The sequence below is a fragment of the Rossellomorea sp. FS2 genome, from assembly GCF_047915635.1.
In the GTDB taxonomy this organism is placed as follows: domain Bacteria; phylum Bacillota; class Bacilli; order Bacillales; family Bacillaceae_B; genus Rossellomorea; species Rossellomorea marisflavi_A.
This window is the reverse complement of record NZ_JBLRVS010000004.1, coordinates 247,730-267,203: the sequence shown is the minus strand read 5'-3', so window position 1 is coordinate 267,203 and position 19,474 is coordinate 247,730. Positions and strand designations below refer to the sequence as shown.

The 19,474-nt window shown below is 49.3% G+C and carries 22 protein-coding genes and 1 pseudogene; 16 read left to right on the top strand and 7 right to left on the bottom strand.

What is annotated here, in order from left to right:
* Window positions 1-27: 27 nt before the first annotated feature.
* From ACNA6I_RS12045 to ACNA6I_RS12025, 5 genes and pseudogenes are all read left to right on the top strand, one after another.
* Window positions 28-789 (top strand): class I SAM-dependent methyltransferase, encoded by a 762-nt coding sequence (locus tag ACNA6I_RS12045; protein WP_416313373.1) that lies wholly within the window; start codon window positions 28-30, stop codon window positions 787-789.
* A complete protein-coding gene (locus ACNA6I_RS12040) occupies window positions 786-1,283 on the top strand; it encodes a hypothetical protein (RefSeq protein WP_416313372.1) in 498 nt (165 codons plus the stop codon). The genes ACNA6I_RS12045 and ACNA6I_RS12040 overlap by 4 nt, the downstream gene beginning before the upstream one ends.
* A gap of 3 nt (window positions 1,284-1,286) precedes the next feature.
* Window positions 1,287-1,697 (top strand): annotated as a pseudogene (locus ACNA6I_RS12035) (DinB family protein); the annotation flags it as partial.
* Complete coding sequence (locus ACNA6I_RS12030) at window positions 1,677-2,147, top strand: GNAT family N-acetyltransferase (RefSeq protein ID WP_148796085.1); 471 nt, start codon at window positions 1,677-1,679, stop codon at window positions 2,145-2,147. The pseudogene ACNA6I_RS12035 and the gene ACNA6I_RS12030, both read left to right, overlap by 21 nt.
* 10 nt (window positions 2,148-2,157) lie before the next feature.
* Complete coding sequence (locus ACNA6I_RS12025) at window positions 2,158-2,604, top strand: toxin-antitoxin system YwqK family antitoxin (protein ID WP_048005179.1); 447 nt, start codon at window positions 2,158-2,160, stop codon at window positions 2,602-2,604.
* A 38-nt stretch (window positions 2,605-2,642) separates the two neighbouring features.
* Here ACNA6I_RS12025 and ACNA6I_RS12020 read toward each other — a convergent pair whose 3' ends face one another.
* The gene (locus ACNA6I_RS12020; protein ID WP_048013596.1) at window positions 2,643-3,773 is read right to left on the bottom strand and encodes a 2-methylaconitate cis-trans isomerase PrpF family protein; all 1,131 of its coding nucleotides are present in this window, start codon (window positions 3,771-3,773) and stop codon (window positions 2,643-2,645) included.
* A gap of 125 nt (window positions 3,774-3,898) precedes the next feature.
* Between ACNA6I_RS12020 and ACNA6I_RS12015 the strand changes: the two genes are divergently transcribed.
* Window positions 3,899-4,774, top strand: a complete 876-nt coding sequence (locus tag ACNA6I_RS12015) for a LysR family transcriptional regulator (protein WP_048005177.1) — start codon at window positions 3,899-3,901, stop codon at window positions 4,772-4,774.
* Window positions 4,775-4,905: 131 nt separating this feature from the next.
* Window positions 4,906-6,216 carry a CitMHS family transporter gene (locus ACNA6I_RS12010; RefSeq protein ID WP_148985310.1) on the top strand — a complete coding sequence of 437 codons (1,311 nt, stop codon included), beginning with the start codon at window positions 4,906-4,908 and terminating at the stop codon, window positions 6,214-6,216.
* A gap of 17 nt (window positions 6,217-6,233) precedes the next feature.
* On the opposite strand, the gene yyaC is transcribed toward ACNA6I_RS12010, so the two are convergent.
* Window positions 6,234-6,818, bottom strand: coding sequence for a spore protease YyaC (gene yyaC, locus ACNA6I_RS12005; protein ID WP_148795950.1), 585 nt, complete (start codon window positions 6,816-6,818; stop codon window positions 6,234-6,236).
* A 68-nt stretch (window positions 6,819-6,886) separates the two neighbouring features.
* Entirely contained in the window at window positions 6,887-7,726 is an 840-nt protein-coding gene (locus ACNA6I_RS12000) for a LysR family transcriptional regulator (RefSeq protein ID WP_063190778.1), read from the bottom strand.
* A gap of 101 nt (window positions 7,727-7,827) precedes the next feature.
* Here ACNA6I_RS12000 and ACNA6I_RS11995 point away from each other — a divergent pair, with 101 nt between their 5' ends.
* Complete coding sequence (locus ACNA6I_RS11995) at window positions 7,828-8,673, top strand: sulfite exporter TauE/SafE family protein (RefSeq protein ID WP_048005174.1); 846 nt, start codon at window positions 7,828-7,830, stop codon at window positions 8,671-8,673.
* Between the two features lie 45 nt (window positions 8,674-8,718).
* Here the strand turns inward: ACNA6I_RS11995 and ACNA6I_RS11990 are convergent, their stop codons facing one another.
* Window positions 8,719-9,180: a hypothetical protein gene (locus tag ACNA6I_RS11990; protein WP_053072431.1), complete on the bottom strand. Its 462-nt coding sequence runs from the start codon at window positions 9,178-9,180 to the stop codon at window positions 8,719-8,721.
* A 205-nt stretch (window positions 9,181-9,385) separates the two neighbouring features.
* Between ACNA6I_RS11990 and ACNA6I_RS11985 the strand changes: the two genes are divergently transcribed.
* From ACNA6I_RS11985 to ACNA6I_RS11970, 4 genes are all read left to right on the top strand, one after another.
* A complete protein-coding gene (locus tag ACNA6I_RS11985) occupies window positions 9,386-9,874 on the top strand; it encodes a DedA family protein (protein WP_318550309.1) in 489 nt (162 codons plus the stop codon).
* Between the two features lie 219 nt (window positions 9,875-10,093).
* Complete coding sequence (locus ACNA6I_RS11980; protein ID WP_048005173.1) at window positions 10,094-10,573, top strand: MarR family transcriptional regulator; 480 nt, start codon at window positions 10,094-10,096, stop codon at window positions 10,571-10,573.
* Complete coding sequence (locus ACNA6I_RS11975) at window positions 10,554-11,729, top strand: MFS transporter (RefSeq protein WP_148795948.1); 1,176 nt, start codon at window positions 10,554-10,556, stop codon at window positions 11,727-11,729. Before ACNA6I_RS11980 ends, ACNA6I_RS11975 begins: the two co-directional genes overlap by 20 nt.
* 251 nt (window positions 11,730-11,980) lie before the next feature.
* On the top strand, window positions 11,981-12,277 hold the full coding sequence (locus ACNA6I_RS11970; RefSeq protein WP_159644459.1) for a hypothetical protein: 297 nt from the start codon (window positions 11,981-11,983) through the stop codon (window positions 12,275-12,277).
* A gap of 5 nt (window positions 12,278-12,282) precedes the next feature.
* Here ACNA6I_RS11970 and ACNA6I_RS11965 read toward each other — a convergent pair whose 3' ends face one another.
* From ACNA6I_RS11965 to ACNA6I_RS11955, 3 genes are read right to left on the bottom strand one after another with little or no spacing between them, the layout of a single operon-like run.
* Window positions 12,283-14,022, bottom strand: a complete 1,740-nt coding sequence (locus ACNA6I_RS11965; protein ID WP_416313761.1) for a S9 family peptidase — start codon at window positions 14,020-14,022, stop codon at window positions 12,283-12,285.
* Entirely contained in the window at window positions 14,022-14,741 is a 720-nt protein-coding gene (locus ACNA6I_RS11960; protein WP_416313371.1) for a hypothetical protein, read from the bottom strand. Before ACNA6I_RS11960 ends, ACNA6I_RS11965 begins: the two co-directional genes overlap by 1 nt.
* Before the next feature lie 26 nt (window positions 14,742-14,767).
* On the bottom strand, window positions 14,768-15,064 hold the full coding sequence (locus tag ACNA6I_RS11955) for a hypothetical protein (protein ID WP_416313370.1): 297 nt from the start codon (window positions 15,062-15,064) through the stop codon (window positions 14,768-14,770).
* Window positions 15,065-15,414: 350 nt separating this feature from the next.
* On the opposite strand from ACNA6I_RS11955, the gene ACNA6I_RS11950 reads away from it, so the two are divergent.
* From ACNA6I_RS11950 to ACNA6I_RS11935, 4 genes are all read left to right on the top strand, one after another.
* Entirely contained in the window at window positions 15,415-16,338 is a 924-nt protein-coding gene (locus ACNA6I_RS11950; protein ID WP_048015105.1) for an ABC transporter substrate-binding protein, read from the top strand.
* Window positions 16,339-16,433: 95 nt separating this feature from the next.
* Window positions 16,434-17,441 (top strand): FecCD family ABC transporter permease, encoded by a 1,008-nt coding sequence (locus ACNA6I_RS11945; protein ID WP_159644453.1) that lies wholly within the window; start codon window positions 16,434-16,436, stop codon window positions 17,439-17,441.
* The gene (locus ACNA6I_RS11940; protein WP_416313369.1) at window positions 17,438-18,418 is read left to right on the top strand and encodes a FecCD family ABC transporter permease; all 981 of its coding nucleotides are present in this window, start codon (window positions 17,438-17,440) and stop codon (window positions 18,416-18,418) included. Before ACNA6I_RS11945 ends, ACNA6I_RS11940 begins: the two co-directional genes overlap by 4 nt.
* Before the next feature lie 17 nt (window positions 18,419-18,435).
* On the top strand, window positions 18,436-19,218 hold the full coding sequence (locus ACNA6I_RS11935) for an ABC transporter ATP-binding protein (protein WP_048013587.1): 783 nt from the start codon (window positions 18,436-18,438) through the stop codon (window positions 19,216-19,218).
* The last annotated feature ends 256 nt before the right edge of the window (window positions 19,219-19,474 follow it).

Here is a 19,474-nt window from a genome sequence, read left to right as displayed (position 1 = left end):
ATACAAAATGTGGAAGGGGAGATCAAGATGAAGACAGAATTTACTGGAAGGGCTTCTTCTTATACAAAAGGAAGACCGCCTTACCCAAAAGGCATCCTTGAACTTATGCGAAGCCTCGGAGCTGATGACCAATCACGGATTGCAGACATCGGAGCCGGGACAGGACGACTGACACGCCTGCTGGGAGAATTGAATGCCTTCATCACGGCCGTGGAACCAAGTGCCGACATGCTGGCGGAATGTCGTCATACCTGCCGTGACAACCAACGTGTTTCCTACATGGAAGCACCGGCAGAGGAAACCCTTCTGGAGACGGGAAGCGTTGATTTCATCACCGTTGCCCAGGCATTTCATTGGTTGGATAAAGACCGTTGCCGCACGGAGTTCCAGCGTATCCTGAAACCGGGTGGCCGGGTGCTCCTCATCTGGAATTCTATGAAGGGGGATGATCCGTTCGTTGAGGCGTATTCCAATGTGCTGCAGGACTTCACCATCAAGCAGACGGCGGGGAATTCAAGCGGTGATCATCTAAAAGCGAAACGGGAATTTTTCGGATCAGACATCAAACTCGTACAGATGGATAATGCCCATACCCTCGATGAAGAGGAATTGATTCATCATGGTCTGTCGCTGTCCTACACGCCTTCGGCCGATCACCCCGAGTATCAGTCATTTGTAAACGCACTGGGAACACTTTTCCGGGAGCACTGCCAAGAGGGAAGCCTGACCATTCCATATGAAACAGAAGTGTCCATCGGGTCATTCGAGGAAAGGACATATGAAAGATGAGCAAATTGACCTGGTTACCGGCCCTCGTCATGATCCCGTTGCTTGCGGCCTGCAACCAAGGTATAGCGAACGGGGATAAAGAGGTCACTCCGGAAATGGATAACGTGATCTCTACCGCCATCGTCGAACATAATGAACCTAAGTTCGAAAAGACGGACGAACAATTTGAAGTACATAAGATTTATGGTACGAAAGAAGGGGACGGTACCATCGATGTATATCTTTACACCCTATACGAAGGGTATGACTTGGCAACCGGTGACGACATACAAGCAGGAGCCTCTCTCCCTGCCCATATTCAATTAAAGGAAGAAGGAAATCACTACACCGTGGTGAAGTACGAAGAACCCGATGACGGAAGCACTCATCAATCTTCCCTTGAAAGTATATTCCCTAAGAAGTTGGCGAAGAAAGCCATGAAAGATGAAGGATCGGCCGCGGGTCTTGATCAAGACATGAAGAAAATAGTCCACGCCTGGCTGGAGGAGAGTTGAGAAATGGAAACCATCATCCAACATCAACATGTAATGGTCGAATGGGGAGCATCCCTGATGGACCTTGACGATACCCTATGGCAAACCCCACTCAAACCAGGGAAATGGAACATAGGAGAAACACTTGCCCACCTCATCGCGTGGGATGAATTCCTCCTGGATCATCGGCTGAGGGAAATCGGGTCAGCAGAAAGCATGTCCCCTGCCCCGGAAGTGGATGCATTCAATCATGAGGCAGTCACACGGATGGAGAAGGCATCAAAAGCGGAGCTGTTCCGGCAATTTACCGAAACAAAGCTTAGAATCATAGAAGAGATCAAGGAATTGAACGCTGATTACATCATGACCATCGGTGAAAAAGACATCTCCATCGGTCGTTATTTCCTTGGACTGATGGAGCATGATCTTCACCATAAAGAGCAGATCGATGCATTCCTTTCAGATGGGCTCACCATTCAACGGACGGAAGGTGACGAAGCAGCTAAAAGCATTTCAGAAAAGCTCTATTCCTTCAACCTCAAGCACTTCCCCGAAGATCTGAAGGGGCGATATGAGGAGATCACACTGACGCTCAGTGATGCAACGGGTGAAATCAGGGGAGGCCTTGTGGGAGAGATCTGCTGGAACTGGATGGAGATCAAGATCCTCATGGTGGATGAAAGTCTGAGGAGCGGAGGCCACGGGAGCAGGCTCCTCCAAGAAGCTGAACGGATTGCATCTGTACGAAGCTGCGATTTCATCAAACTCGACACCCTTAGCTTTCAGGCGAGAGGCTTCTACGAGAAGCATGGATATGATGTGTTCGGCACCCTTGAAAACGTCGGAAGGGACCATTCCCATTTTTACATGAAAAAGGATCTATAAGGAGGACAACATGGAAGAACTGCTCACCAAGGAATATGTTTTGAGGCATGGGGTGGAATTTGAGACCCAGCTCGAATATGGAGGGCCTTATGGGCAGGGGATCGTCTACATCGATCACGACGGTAAAGAACATCTCTTCACCGGGCTCGCCTATGATCTGCATCCAAATGGGAAACTGGAAAGCTATTTCTATGTTGATGAAGGGGTGAAGGAGGGGCGCTACGTGGAATTTTACCCAAGCGGAGCCGTCGAGTCGATACGGACGATGCATAAGAGTGCTTCTCATGGAAGACAATTGGAGTTCTACGAAAACGGTGGAATACGCGAAGAATTTGAGAGTTTCGCTGGTAAACGCATCACGTATAGATTGTATGATCGGAATGGTCAGGTGACAGATGAGAAAGCGGAGTGGACCGAGTCGGATCGCCGATTTGCAGAAAAGTGGGGAAAAGAGTGAACCGGATGGCCAGAGTAGGCGATCCGGTTCTTTGCTCGTCATGCCGACTGGACGGCCGAGGTGTACTCTTTCTTCGTATGGACGGATCCCTCAAGGATCGTCCGGGCGGTCCTCACGACTTTGATGGCGCTGATATGTCCGGCAATGAGGTCCACCTTGGTCTGCATGATACCCCCGGGATGTCCAAGTCTGACAATATCCCCTTTCACTTCGAGGATATCCGATAAAATCGTATCATTCAGGAAGGCGGCGGTCGTCGTACAGATGGCTCCGGTGATGGCGAGTGCCTGATGGGGCTTCTGCATGCTCATCATGCGGATCAGGCAGTCGATGTCGGAAGCGTGGTGGGTGGTCCCGACCACATCCACATAGTCTTTCGGAGGTGCGATGATGGTCATCTTCGGGATGGCCGGTGACAGACGGGTCGCGTCTTCTTTCGATGCAAAACCGCATAGTTCAGCTGCCCGGGAACGGATATCTTCCAGTTCCGCAAGCTTTTCAGCAGAGAAATCCTCGGGAAGCTCGGTTCCCTCCAGTCCGACGTCCCTTGCATGCACGAACACAAGGGGGTTGGCGGCATCGACGATGGATACAGGGATGGTGCTCCCGCTTCCCGTAGTCATCGAATCAACAGGATTTCCAGTAGGGTAGACCCGTCCCGTCACGGCCCCTTCAGCATTTGAGAACGAAAGGTAAATTGGCGAACCGGATCCGGGTACACCAGGAATGGTCGTAGTCCCTTCAGTTTTCACCCTGCCGTCTTCGACTTCCACCTCTGCCGTGATGACCTTATTAGTATTCGTATTAAGGATCCTGACGGCAGTGAGTGGCTCCTTCACCTTTACCAGCCCCTGCTCAATGGCATACGGTCCCACCGCTGACGAGATGTTACCGCAGTTTCCGCTGAAGTCCACCATCTGATTTCCGATGCTCACCTGGGCGAAGGTATACTCGATATCGATCCCCTCAATGGAGGAAGCCTGGATGATGGCAGCCTTGCTGGTCAGGGAATTCGCCCCTCCGAGACCATCGATCTGACGCTGATCGGGGCTCCCCATGATATCCAGGAGGAATTCCTCCCAAAGGGAACGGTCCCCGGGCATATCCTTTTTATTCAGGAACACTCCTTTACTCGTACCTCCGCGCATGATCACAACTGGAACTTTCATAGAAAAAACCACCTTTCAGGAATCCACTTTTGTTGCTCCCTATAGTATGATAAGAATAGCTATAAGTAAAATAGATAATTTAGTCGTAAACATCAAAAAAATATTTATAATCAGGAGTGATTTGCATGGATGAAAAGGATTGGACCGCTCTCAGCGTCCTGCTGGAAGAGAAGAACATCAGCAGGGCTTCAGAGCGGCTTTACATCTCCCAGCCGGCATTGACATACCGCCTCAAAAACCTGGAGAAGGAGTTTGGGATCAATCTGTTCTATAAGATCAAAGGGGGGATCGAGTGGACAAGTGAAGGCTTGTATCTGGCCCAGTACGCTGAAGAAATGCAGGAGAAGCTTCAAAAGACGAAGGACTATATGCTCAACATGCAAGACGATGTGCGTGGCACATTGCGACTCGGTGTATCAAGCAACTTTGCCCAGTACAAGCTTCCGAAGATCCTGAAAGAATTCTCCACTCTCTATCCGAACGTCCAGTTCAGCGTGAAGACGGGGTGGAGTACGGTCATCAAGGGGCTGCTCGATTCATCAAGCGTCCAGCTTGGCATCATGCGGGGCGATTATCAATGGAACGGGAAGAAGAAGCTCCTTCACAAAGAAAGACTTTTTCTCATATCGAAGAACGAAGTCGATATCGAACGTCTGCCGGAGCTCCCGTTCATTCAATACAACACCGACTCCTCTTTGAAAAACCTGATCACGGGCTGGTGGAATGACCGCTTCAATGAACCGCCCTCAACGACGATGGATACGGATCGCCAGGGAACGTGCAAGGAAATGGTCAAGCATGACCTCGGTGTCGCCATCCTGCCTGAGATCTGCCTGCGACCTTCCGACAACCTGTATACGTATGGATTGACCTACGAAGACGGGACGCCTGTCCAAAGGGATACATGGCTCATGTATAATGAATCATCCCTTCAGCTTGCGACGGTGAAGCACTTTGTGGACTTTTTGAATCAGCACGTCGATATCTCTGTTGGATTATAAAAAATACTTATAAGTATAAGTAAAAATTCTATATTTTACTTATTTGTAAGCGTCCCATATTCTTATAGTATCAATTTTCTGAAAAAAACAGATCGGTAATTGAAAGCGTTTTCTATAAGGAGGATGAAATGATGCTTACATTTTTAGGTATTTCCATGGTGGTTGTCTTCACGTATTTGATCATGTCGAAAAAACTTTCGCCAGTGGCTTCCCTTGTACTCGTGCCTGTCATATTCGGTATCATAGGAGGGTTTGGACTGCAACTGGGGGATATGATGCTCGAAGGATTGAAGACCGTTGCGCCTTCAGCGGCCCTCTTATTGTTCGCCATCCTGTTCTTTGGGATCATGATCGATGCGGGGCTGTTTGATCCCCTCATCCAGAAGATGATGAAGATCGTCAAAGGTGACCCACTCAAGATCGCCATCGGGACGGCCGTGATTGCCATGACGGTCGCCCTTGATGGGGACGGGACGACTACCCACATGATCACGATCTCCGCGATGCTCGCTCTGTACCTGCGCATCGGGATGAACCCGCTGATCCTCGCCACGATTTCGCTCATGTCTGTCAGCATCATGAGCGGTATGACGCCCTGGGGAGGACCGGCGACCCGGGCCATTGCCGCTTTGGGACTCGATGCGAATGAATTCTTTATCCCGATGATCCCGACGATGTTGTCCGGGATGGGTGCGATCCTCCTGATGTCATACTTCCTTGGGAAGAAAGAACGGGAGCGGATCGGCGTCATCTCCCTTGATGAACATAGCACAGAGGAGTTGAGCCAAAACGAGGCCGCAGCATCATTTGCCTTGGAAGAGAGCTGCAAGCGTCCCAAACTCCGCTGGATCAACCTGATCCTCGTCGTGACGGTCATGACCATCCTGGTCATGGGCCTCATGCCGATCCCGGTGCTTTTCCTTCTCGGCTTCGTCTTGGCCACCGTCATCAACTATCCGAATCTTGAAGAACAGAAGGAGCGGATCCTCTCCCATGCGGGGAATGCCATGACCGTCGTGCTTCTTGTATTCGCAGCTGGGATCTTCTCCGGAATCTTCTCGGGTACGGAAATGGTCAATGCCATTTCGAATTCCCTCGTCTCGATCATCCCTGAGTCCGTGGGGAAATTCTTCCCTCTCGTCGTAGCCATCACGAGCATGCCGTTCACTTTTGTGTTATCAAACGATGCATATTACTTCGGGGTGCTTCCAATCCTTGCAGAAGCAGGAGCGGCATATGGGGTGAGCCCGCTTGAAATCGCACGGGCGTCTGTCCTCGGGCAACCGGTCCATTTCCTGAGTCCGCTTGTGGCATCCACGCTGTTGCTCGTAGGGATGGTGAAAACCGATATTGGAGAGCTTCAGAAATATGCCATCAAATGGGCGCTATTCTGTTCCGTCATCATTATCATCGTTGGTTTCATCACAGGAGCCATTCTCTAATAAAAGAAGCAGGGATCTCAAAGGGTCCCTGCTTCTTTGCGTATATGGGCTTCTTGGATGATGGCGGATATTCGCTCAGCGAGCGTCATCACCGTGTATAGGCGGGTGTCATTCAGGAACTGGGAAGAGGGAAGGGGGTCGGCGGAATTCACGATCCCCTGGAAGTGACAGTCCCCGACTTCAGGAAGCATCTTTTCGAGTGCCTTCCCCGGGGTGAGGGGGCCGGTGTTGAAAAGGATGGAACCGACCGCATTTTGTTTCCCGAGTGCCGCGTCCACCGTCATGATGAATGGGTTACGGTGCGTTTTCTGGATGGCTTTCAACGTTGGTTTAAGATTAAAAGCGTGAATGGGCGTTTCAAGGGTTCCATAGACAGGTGAAGGAATCGAAAACCGGGTGAGCATCGTTCCGACGAGTGGTCCCAATGAATCGCCTACGTATCGATCAGATCCAATACAGAGAATGACGGGGGTGCGTCCACTTTCCTCCAGATCGGTCAGCATCGATTGAAGCAGTTGGAGGAGGGTCTCCGTTTCGTATTCCCTGGACTGTGCCGAGATCCACACTGGCAGATCGGGCTGGCTTCTATCGAATGAACGCATCTCTCAAGCTCCTTTCCATGTGGTCGTACTTCCATTATACATGCAGCCGGTGTGAAAGGATTTCCACATCATGACAAACCTTTAACAAGTTGGATCAGGTTGTCCACGACGCTTCCCTCGCCGGACTTTCCAGCGTGTACGAAATAGAAGGGCCGGTAGACGACAAAAGGATCAATGGGGACAAGTTTCCCTTGCCTGAGCTCCTCCTTCACCATGGAAGTGGAAAGAAAGGCAATCCCAAGTCCGCGGATCGCCAGCTGCTTAATGAGGGAGTGGCTGCTTGCCTCGAGGATTTCCACAGGCTGGATCCGCTCTGAGCGCAGGAGATCATCAGCATATTCACGCGTTCCGGAACCAAGCTCCCTCAGAATGATGGGGGACGATTCCAGGCTCATGCGATTGCTAGCAAAGAAACGTATCTCATCCCGTGCGATGACTTCGACCTGGAAAGGCTCGAGTCCCTTCGTCCCTTCCACAAGGGCAAAATCAATCTCACCGTGATTCAATTCCTCCACGATCGTCTCATGATTGTTGATCCGGAGCTGCAGATGGGCATGTGGATACATCACCTTCAGCTGTTTCACAAAATCGGGGAGAAGAACATCGCTTACCGTATGGGTGGACCCGATCCGCAGGTGGAATTCTTCCTTTTCTTCCTGGATATGTTCCATGGAGCGGGCAATCTCAAGCATCTTCTTGCCCTGCTCATAAACTTTCTGTCCAGCAGGCGTCAATTGAAAGGCGGGTGAATTGGAAGAGCGGCTGATGAGGGCAACGCCGAGAGCCTGCTCGAGCTTTTTGATATGGACGCTCACCGTCGGCTGGGACAGATTCAGGAATTCACTCGTCTTCGTGAAATGCTGAAGCTGCGCAAGGGTGACAAACGTCCGGATCCAATCGATTTGCATAAGGGCACCTCCATTACGAAACGTAATCATCATTATTCGTATTATTCATTTCTATTATAAACTTCCCCGCTGTATAATGAAAGGGAAGGAAGTGAACAGAAATGGAATGGATTTATTTTATCATCGGTGGTGCGTTCATCGGGATTCTGTCAGGTTTTTTCGGCATCGGAGGAGGAATCGTCCTGACTCCTACGCTCCTGGTTCTCGGCTATGACCCGAGTCAGGCAATCATCCTCTCCTTGATGCTGACCCTCGGATCCACGGTGACCGGCACGATTTCTCATATACGGTTGAAAAATGTGAACGGACGCCTTGCCATCATCCTCGGGATTGCAGGTGTGATCGGTTCAACGGTCACAGCCCCATTCGTGAAATGGCTTGAAGCATCAAATGGTGCATCCCTCGTCATTTCCATCGTCTATATCGCGATCCTTGGCTGGTTCTCCTACCAATTCTTCAGGAAAGAGAAGTCGGATGCGAAACCGAAAGGCAAGGGTGCCGTTCCGGTGATCGGGTTCATCACAGGGGTCATTTCATCCCTGATGGGTGTCAGCGGCGGGTTCGTCATGACCCCGCTCCTGTCAAAATGGATCAGGCTGGATCTGAAGAAAGCGATCGGAACGAGCATCACGGCGGCTTCCATCATCGTCCTATCCGGGATCGGTTCCTATATGGCAGCGGGTGAAACACTGGACTATCGCCACGGCGTGCTTCTCATCGCAGGTGCACTGATCGGAACCCCGATCGGTTCAACCCAGCTGAAGAACTTTGCGACGGATAAGGTGAAACGCATGCTCGCTTTCCTGTATATCATCGTAGCAGCAAGCGTCATCCTCAAGTTGCTTCAGATCCCGACCCTTTCCCTGATTCTAATCGGCGCGGCCATGGTAGCCTTTTTCGCCGTCTTGATCAACAAGCAAAGAAAAGAGCCGAGTGCGTCAGCCTAGGTACAGAGAAGAAGCCCACGTCAGATGGTGACGTGGGCTTCGTTTTTATGTTGCAGCGGTAATGGAACGGGCCATGCGAAACCAGTTTATATAAACCAGGATGATGAAAAATATACTGATTCCTATGGGAAGTCCATAATGGGGTCCCTCGAACACAGTATTATAAAAGTCGATCGGGGTCATGGCAATGGCTGCAACCATACTGATCAAGGCGAGGATGATCACTGAAAGTCTGCGATTACCGGCATTCCGGATAATAAACAGTGCAGTGGTGCACAGCAGCCATAAGCTGAGGACCAGTAGCGCATGAGAAATGCGATCCTCGAGATGGGTGTGAAGATGGTATACGACAAATGATAAGATCGCTATCGCCACAATCGGGATAACCATGAGAATATTCAGCTGCACCAAAGCGGGCTTGCGGACAATGTCTTCTTTAACTTCTAAAAATGATATGACACTATAATAAGACAGGGCACCTAGAAGCAGGGATAAAACAATGATCATACATATCACTCCGTATTAATTATTCTTGTATAATAATACATGGATTTTCTGGAAAAATCTATAGAAAACCTGCTCCCTATGGTATGATAGAAGGAGTGTTTTGAAAGAATATCCATGAACTGAAACTCTGGCCGGTGTTGAACCGTATAAGAATATGGAACATCATTGCCTGGAATTCACGTAGGGAGTTTAATGCTGTATGAGCTTGGAATCAGTTGAACAAATCATCGCCAATTATGGCTATATAGCCGTCTTTTTATTACTCACACTGGGGATCGTCGGACTGCCTGTCCCGGATGAGGTCCTGATGATGCTGGTCGGGTATTTCACAAATGTCGGGACCCTCAACTATGAACTGGCCGTATTGTTCAGTTTTGGAGGCGCCCTTGTCGGGATGACCATCAGTTACTTCATCGGTTACAAAGCAGGTCGACCGTTCCTTGATAAATACGGGAAATGGGTCGGACTCAAAGAAAAGCGCATGCGAAAGGTCGAACAATGGATGGAGAAGTACGGATCTTATTCCTTGATCATCGGCTATTTCATTCCTGGCGTACGGCATATCACCTGCTATTTCTCAGGGATTGCCCGGATGGATCTTAAACAGTACTTCCTGTTCGTCGCCATCGGATCACTCCTTTGGACGTCGGTCTTCATCACCATCGGGAGGATGGCAGGTGTCATTACACTATAAAATTGTAAAAGCCAACGGGACTGGTCTCGTTGGCTTTTCTCGTTCAATTTTTTGATGATGTTATGGTTTTTATGAAGTAAGGGCCAACAGTGTGAGCTTAAGGATTAGTGAGATGATGGAGATTAGTATAATAGTTCACAGGTAAACTAATATTTGCAAATGGATTGTGACCGTGTTATTCTGTTTTTGTTCACTAGTAAACAAAAAGGAGTTTGTTGCATGAAACAAATCATTTATGAATCGTATCTAGAATTACTTCACCTGAATGAGCAGAAAGCCGATTCAATTCAATCTTTATTCGGCATCTACCTTAACAAAGATGAACCACTTGATCTTTTACCTGGTAACATGACGAGCATCCACGTCATTCAGTGCATCGGTGACCATGAACCCATCAATCATAAGGGGATTTCCCGAACGATGATGATTTCCAAGGCTAACATCACAAAGGTTACCCGCAAACTGCAAGAAGATGGGCTGATTAGGACGGTTAAACTGAATGATAACAAAAAAGAAGTCTACTATAAGCTGACACCCGAAGGCAGGAAAGTCCACGACATGCACATGAAGCTTCACAACGAGAAAAAAAGGGCGTTCATGAATATGATCGAAGCATTTTCAGTGGAGGAACAACGGACCATTGCATCGTTTCTGGAAAAAATGACCGAGAGCATAAGACATGAACATGACCAACTCTAAGACTCGTTCACGCAATCAATCAATTTTGTATCTCATGTCCCTAGTAGCTTTCTTTGCTTCGCTTAACCAAAATATTTACACCCCATTGATTCCCTCGATAAAGGAATATTTTCACATTAACGGTCTGGCTGTAAATAGCACAGTATCGCTCTTCATCATTCTTACAGCCATTATACAACTGATCATGGCACCGTATTTGGACCGTACAAAGACAGGACATATACTTGTAGGAAGTCTCGTGCTCGTCGCCTTGGCGAGTCTCGGCTGCGCCTTGTCCCAAGGTTTTTATGCTTTTCTTTTTTTTCGGTGCCTACAAGCCATTGGTGCCGCATCTTTGCCGTTGATCGCGGTGATTACCATCATGGGTGAAACTCCTGAAGGAAAACAGGGGGAGGCGATGGGGACTTATCAAATGTTCCTCTCCATAGCACCGGCGGCTGCACCGGTTCTCGGAGGAATCATCGGTGCCAGATATGAGTTCCACGGTGTGTTCTGGTTCCTGGCAGGGCTAAGCCTCTTATTTTTATTCCTGAACGTACGACGAAGGAATACGACCGTGAAAAAAGAAAAATTGCACCAATCCCTAAGGTATTTGGATTTAATGCGGGATCCGGTCGTATTTGTGATCCTTTCGCTCAGTCTAGTGGTTTTCCTAGTGTATATGGCGATCCTTGTATTTCTCCCGGAGCTCCTCGCCGACCGTTTTCATATCGGATTGAAGTGGATTGGGTTTCTTTATGTGCCGGTAACGGGAAGCATAGTAGCAGGAAGCTACCTTTTTAAAAAGGTGAAATTGAACTTTTCCCATGTTATGGGCGCTGTCTCTGTGAGCTTGATCCTTTTCGCGCTAATGGATCAATGGTTGCTGCCTCTCACCCTTTTCCTTCTTATATTGTTTGGAATGGGCCTGGGAGCAGCAACCCCTCTCTTTGCCACATTACTGACATCCCGTTACAAGGAAGGAAAAGGCAGCATCATGGCGCTGTATAATGTAACTCGCTATATCGGCATGGGGGCAGGGCCGGTCGTATTCAGCCTTTTCTACAGGGAGATGGGGGAGAAAGGAACATTCCTGATCCTATCGGCACTTTTGCTTGCCTTGAGCTTTTCCTTTTATTCAGTCATCTCCTCTAGTAAGAAGAAATACCCCATCTAAAGGGGAGGTGCTTGCCATGCCCCTTTACTTCTGGGATTATGGAAAAGCGGGTTAGCGATCTTTTTCGTTGTCGTCAAGTAATTGAGTGATTTCCTGAAGCAATTCAATCTGCCGGTCCTGTTTTTCCTGGACACGTTTTGAATGGTCTCTGATTGCTGAAATCATGAATCCGAAACCAAGGATCAAGGTAAGAATGACTAAGCTAATGATACATATGCACTCCAATCCATTATTTTTGGGAGGTACTAAAAATGGAAAATGAAAAACTCGATAAACGTTCGCTGCAGGCAGTCTCCCTGACGGCCGTCCTGCTGGTGGCCTCCATTCTCGTGTTCCCGATCGGGAAGCTTGTGAAAGCCGATCTGTGGTTGCCCATCACCCTGTTTTCCTTGATCGATGCGGGCTTCATCTTGGCTCTCTTCATGGGGATGAGGTCGCAACAACGCTTCGTGAAGCTGTTCAGCATCCTGGCAAATGGCGTCTTCATCATCGTGACCAGCTTCATGATCTATCTGCTGCTCATTGCCAACGGGATATCCGAGCCGTAATCGCTTTATAAAAGGGTATCCAGGAAGTGCTTGATCTCCTGGTACACCATCACTTCATTGTCATGCTTCGAGAAGCTGTGGCCCTCGTCTTCCAACAGGATATACTGGACGGGGATGCCGCGCTCCCGTAGTCGTCCGACGATCCGCTCCGATTCTTCAGGGCGCACTCTCGCATCATTCTTGCCATGTATGATGAGCATAGGACCCGCCATATCCTCTACATACGTGATCGGGGACTCAGCAACAAGCTTTTCGCGCTGCCCGACGGGATCACCCACCAGATTGACGATCAGGGGCTTTAGTGTCTCCGGAGCTGCCTCCACGTAGGAAATCAAATCCGATATCCCGAAGATATCAACGGTCCCACAGAAATACTCCGGATGTCTCCCAGACAGAAGAAGGCTCATGTAACCGCCATAGCTCCCGCCCATGACTGCGATCCTGCCTTTCTCCGCAAGCCCCTCGGCAATCAGCCAATCCATTCCCGCTACACAGTCAAGCCTTGGCCCGACGCCCCAATCACCTTCCACCCGTTTCATGAACGAAGCCCCATACCCGATGCTCCCGCGGAAATTGGGGGCGAAGATCGTGTATCCATTCAGCGCCAAGTACTGCAGGAGGGGGCGATCCTTCAACCGCTCCGATTTCTGCGGTCCACCGTGCGGCCATAGAATCGTCACCCCGTTTGGCTCATCCGGGCGGTACAGGATTCCTTCAATCGTCAGTCCGTCGAAGGAGGGGTACTCGACAGCCACCGGTTTGACCCGCTTGTTTTTCACCCTATAGGGAGTCAGGCACTCCCAGCGTCCGTCCAGACTCAATCGATAGATGGCGTCGGAGGCATGGGCAGAGCTTCCCAGAAGGAGAAGGGCGCCGTCCGATGTTGCCCTCAGTTGATTGAAGGTATCGCAGGGAGCGTCGATTCTCGTGCAGTTTCCTTCCTCAGGGAAGTAACGGTGCAAATGATCCCGTACCCCTTTCTCAGTTGTCAGAATCAACTCATCCTGCACCTTGCAGAGCCCCTTCATGTTCTCGCCCTCAATCGAGAGTTCCTTCTGAAACAATCCGGTAGAAGGTTTATACGAAGCAAGGTAGTGGAAGTCCTCACCATAGTCTGTCAGGAAATAGATCCGGTCGCCTCCGTCGTATAGGACATCCTGGGTGCTGTATGGACCTATAGCATCCGGGATCATGGGCTGACTGACTCCGTCCACCATGCAGTAGGCCGGCACATGGGTATTGGAATAGGATTCCGTGTACACATAAGACGATTCATCCGGCGCAACGGCTGCACACACGATGGGAGCCGCCTCCCCTTTTTGCACAAGGGTCTTTGTTCCAAGGACAGCATCATAACGCATGACGTTAATGAGCGGATTCAAATGATTGGTGGAATAGTAAATATGCCCTTGTGAAGTGAAGCTGGCAAAGTAGGCCGTCGACCCGTTTTCCTCCTCGGATAAAGGAATGATTTGCCCGTCATCCATCACTCGATGCCACTGGTAGTGCTCATCTCCATCGCGATCGAATGTTGCAAGCACACTCCCATCATAGGTGAAGAGGCTGGAACTATGCTGATTTAAGAATGTGAGACGGTTGGTCTCAAGGGAGTCGAAGCAGAGTTCCCACACATCATAGGAACCTCCGTGGTTCGTACTGAACAGGATGCGCCTTCTTTCGTCATCAACCGTGAAACAGGCGATGGCGGTTGTTTGATACAGGTCTTGAATGGCTATCAATGTCATCACTCTCCATAATAGATGGTCATGGTAACGGGGACACCCTTCACCCCGCAGTCATTCACGGTACGAGCTGTGATCGGATTCATGCCTTCAACCAGGCTCCAATCCAACTCATTGTCATAAAGAACAATGGCGTCACCTGCATCGATGGAAACTTCATAATGGCTGAAGGCTTCCGCCGTATGGATGAAGGTGAGCCGGTAGTCAGGCTTGGCAGATAGGAGGGGAAGGAAGGCTTCGTATTCCTCTTCTGTTTGAATGTTATAGTCCTGGATCAGCTTTGGTAGATCTTTCTTTTCCTTGTATTCAAAAAGGATCATTGTATGATTCAGAGCAGGGTAGAAGTCATCTTTATTGTTGGTGTAACTGGCATGATCAAGTTCCATGGCTTCAAATGCAAGTTGCTGCTCGCGTCCTTGCAAAGGAAGGGTCATCCGTATGGTGTGCCCATGTTCCTTCCGATTGGTGCGTATGTATCCAAAGTAATCCGAAACAAAGGACGGGTATTCTCTTAAAGTTTCTTCTGAAGGAGGATGAAACTGGACGTGATCATAGTGCTCGACAAGTTCTGTGAAATGGAGGGGGATACCGTCCTTCATCGGATAGCAATTAAACTGTGGATCCAGGAACACCCACTTATCCAAGTGATCTGACCACACCTCTGTTCCCATATGCCCCTTTCCGGCCCCGCCGTAGTCTGCATCGGCACTAAGGATATTCACACTTCTGGCAGGATGGCCAAAAGCAATCAACACGTCCCTGGTAACCGAAGCATATTCCACGCACCGAAAGCAGCACGCTTCAGTATGTCGAGAGTGGAGCTGCCAGCAGGCGCCTGATTGATTCCATGGTGATCCCACTGCCTGTGAACCCAGTCCATCGCCTCATAGAAAAAGGTCGGTTCATGACTAATGTGGAAGTCTTTGTTCCCCATCACATACTCACGTAATTTTTTTCGCTCTTCAGGATCTAAGAGATCAAGATGATGGTGGGTCATTTCGTTGAGATGTAGATTGGTTGATTCGATGACTTTGATTTTCTTCATTATAGTGGCCTCTTTCCTATTGGATGCATCACCCTTGTAAAAGAAAAGGGAGGAGCTAGAATCCTCCCATAATGGGGATCCACTCCACGCAAGCTGGTTGCTTTACGAAAAATGGTATCACGAATAAATGTGGATATAAATGGTTTTTGTGGGATTTAAATCATAATTTGCAACGTACTAATATCATTCCACGCATACTACGTATCTAGAATGACTTTTTTATATAATAAATTTAGCGTTTTCATTATTTTCATCGTTGTTTTTACAGCAATCCGTTGACGTTAAACCTATTTAAAGATAACATTGGTGATAATGATTATCACTCGAAGAGACATCAGGAGGAAAGAGACATGCGAAAACCATTATGGATTGTCATGGTCATTCTTGCTGCGTTGCTGGTCATGGCCGGCTGTGGACAGAAGAAGGAATCGGCAGAAACATCGGAAGAAAAGGTTTCCATCAAACATGAACTTGGGACATCGGAAGTGCCTGAAAATCCTAAACGGATCGTAACGCTCGAATTATCATTCGTGGATGCGTTGAATGGCCTTGGAATGGAGCCTGTCGGTATTGCAGATGATAAGAAAGAAGATATGATCAAAAATCTGGTAGGGAAGAAAATCGACTATACATCCGTTGGGACTCGGCAACAACCGAATCTTGAAGTGATCAGTTCACTTCAACCCGATTTGATCATAGCCGATGTACAAAGGCATAAAGGGATTTACGAAGACTTGAAGAAAATTGCTCCCACAATCGAACTGAAGAGCCGTGAATCGGATTATGAAGAAAATCTTGACGCCTTCCAAACCATTGCAAAAGCAGTAGGGAAGGAGAAACAATCTGAAGAACGCCTGAGTGAGCATAAGGAAACCTTGGCAAAACTTCAGGACGAACTGAAAGAAGAAAAAGGCAAAACCATTATGCCTGCAGTAGTGAGGGACACGTCCTTTCAAGCTCATACCTCAGCATCTTATGACGGCCAGTTCCTGGAGAAACTTGGTTTCAAAAATGCCATCCAGGATGACGAAGCCTATGCTGAAATGAATCTCGAACAGCTATCAGATGTAGATCCCGACGTGCTCATCCTTGCCAACAATGAAGGGAAACTCCTGACTGATGAGTGGAAGGATAACCCTCTATGGAGAAATCTCAAAGCGGTGAAGAATGATCAAGTCTATGTGGTCGACAGAGATCTTTGGACAAGATTCCGCGGTGTCGTTTCAGCCGAAGCCATCGGGAAGGATACCGTTCGATTACTGAATGAGGAGTAAGGATCCGATTCGGGAAGCAGGAGTAGCCGAGCGCTATTCTTGCTTCTCTTTATTGATTTCTATACATAGTTGAACTGATAGAGAGAGGGTAGATGATGACAGGCAAGGCAGTGCGTAAAAATAGAAAATTATATATAGTGGCCGTCACCGGCATCGTGATCCTGGTCATTGGAATACTTCTTCAAATCGCGCTTGGTTCGTCCCCGATACCACTTCCCGATGTGATCAAATCACTGGTTGCGACCGATGATTCGAAGACAACAGCCATTGTACAGACGCTCAGACTTCCGAGGGCGGTTCTAGCGGTACTGCTTGGCGCAAGTCTTGCTGTTGCAGGAGCATTGATGCAGGCCATTACACGGAATTCCCTGGCGTCGCCTCAAGTATTCGGAGTCAATGCCGGAGCTTCCCTAGCCATCGTCACCACACTGATCATCTGGCCGGGCATGAACTCCCAGTGGACTGTGTACACGGCATTCCTGGGTGCCGCACTAGGTGGACTCACGGTTTATCTTTTTGCGACTGGGGGAAAGACCACCCATGTCAAGCTGGCCCTTGCCGGTATGGCCGTGCACCTATTTCTCTCTTCCCTCACACAAGGAGCGATCGTACTGAATGAACAGGCCACCGATGTGGTGTACTGGCTTGTGGGCTCCATCAGCGGCAAAGATTGGACCCATGTGAAGATCCTCGTTCCTTGGGCAGCTGGGGGGCTTATACTCAGTTTCATCCTGTCCCGCTCCATCTCGATCCTTGTATTGGGTGAGAATATGGCGACTGGCCTTGGAGAGAAAGTAAAATGGATCCGGCTATCAGCGGGCATCCTGGTCATCGTGCTGGCAGGAGCTTCTGTTGCCGTAGCGGGTCCCATCGGTTTCATTGGATTGATCGTCCCACATATCACCAGGAAACTGGTTGGAGGGGACTATCAACGGACGCTACCTTTTGCGGCTCTATTCGGTGCGATTCTTCTCGTATATGCGGATATCCTTTCAAGATACATCTCTTATCCATATGAGTCTCCGGTCGGAATCGTCACTGCGCTCATCGGGGCACCATTCTTCCTTTATCTCGCCAGGAAAGGGAGGGGGATCAAGCAGTGAAAACAAAAAGACATCCTTATATCCTACTGACAATCTTGTTCTTGGTCCTCACAGGGACCTTCATCATCAGCCTTGGTATCGGAGCCGTATGGATCTCTCCGGCGGAAGTGATCTCTGCCTTATCAGGAGGTAGCGGGAATGGCTTCATCCTGTTTGAATACAGATTACCCAGGGGATTGATGGCCATCATCATCGGAGCTTCCCTGGCAGTGGCAGGAGCAATCCTGCAGGGGATCTTGCGAAATCCCCTTGCTTCACCGGATGTCATCGGGATCACCAAGGGGGCCGGCTTGTTCGCCGTCTTCGTTCTGATCGTCTTCCCCGGGGCATCCATGCTGGCACTACCCGTCTCAGCGTTCACCGGTGCCGCCGTCATTGCCATCATTCTGATGTTATTCTCAAGGTCTAAGGGGGCGAAACCCCATACGCTTGCACTTGTAGGCGTAGCGTTGGGAGCAATCTGTCAGGCGGGAATCCAATACTTCACTATCAAATTCCCTGATAATGTGAATACAACACTCCTTTGGCTGACGGGAAGCTTGTGGGGGAGGGGATGGGAAGAGCTTTGGATCTTGCTTCCATGTTTATTGCTCATCCCGATACTCATCATCTTTACATCAAAGCTCGATATCTTGAATCTTGGGGATGACATTGCCCTTGGACTCGGAGAGCGCACGGTCCTGGTGCGTTATACACTTTTGACGCTTGCAGTGATCCTGACAGGCTTATCGGTCGCAGTCGCCGGTTCCATAGGGTTCATCGGTCTTATTGCGCCACATGTCGCTCGGCGACTTGTCGGCAGTCGAGCCAAATACGTATTGCCCCTCTCCGCCGTGACAGGAGCACTATTCCTCCTCATTGCCGATGCCATCGGAAGAGGGATCGTCCCACCAGTGGAAATCCCGGCAGGAATCGTGACCGCCGGGATCGGGGCACCATACTTCTTATACCTCCTGCGCCAGGAACAGGGCAAGTAACGGAAAGGAAGAGATAGATGACAACATTACGAACCGAACAGCTCTCACTGTCCTATGACGATACCAAGGTCATCGATAACATCGACTTGCACATCCCCGATGGAAAGATCAGCATCATCATCGGATCCAACGGCTGTGGAAAGTCGACCATCCTTCGGTCCCTGGCCCGACTGTTGAGGCCCACACAGGGAAATGTCTATCTCAACGGGAAGGATATCCACCGCCAGTCATCAAAAGAAATCGCAAAACAGCTCGCCATCCTTCCGCAATCTCCGGAAGCACCAGAGGATCTGACCGTGGAAGATCTGTGTTATTACGGACGCCACCCTCACAAGGGCCTGTTTGCCCGGCACACGGAAGAGGACCACGCCATCGTGGCAGAAGCCCTCAAAGCGACAAAAATGGAGAAGCTCTCCGATAGGACGCTCGATGCGTTATCAGGAGGGCAACGACAGCGCGCCTGGATCGCCATGGCCCTCGCCCAGGGAACCGAACTCCTCCTATTGGACGAGCCCACCACTTACCTGGATCTCGCCCATCAAATCGAAATCCTGGACCTTCTCCAGACTCTTAACCATAAGCACCAATGCACCATCGTCATGGTCCTTCACGACCTGAATCAGGCAGCCCGCTACGCCGATCATCTCATCAGCATAGCAGATGGACGCATCTACCATGAAGGAAAACCAGAAGACGTATTCACCGAAAAAATGCTCGAAGATGTATTCGGCGTATCGGCCACCATCATTGAAAACCCCGTAGATGGATCGCCTCTGTGCATTCCGACTGGGGTTAAATAAAATCACAGGGGCGCTTCCGATTGTTGATTTTGTCGGACTGCTCCTGTGTTTTTTAGGTTTTTTCCTGTCTTTACCTTGCGGGGGCAAGCTGATATATATCCCACCCTCTTAGCAAAAGTCATAATTCTTTTGACTTCTAAATCCTCTGCTTGTCTTAGATTCTAAGGTGTGAAGAATTGTAAGTTACATCAAGAAAGTTCATTTTTAGCCCTTCAACGTCATTTTGATCGGGAACCAGGAGATTCCTTCCCAACAA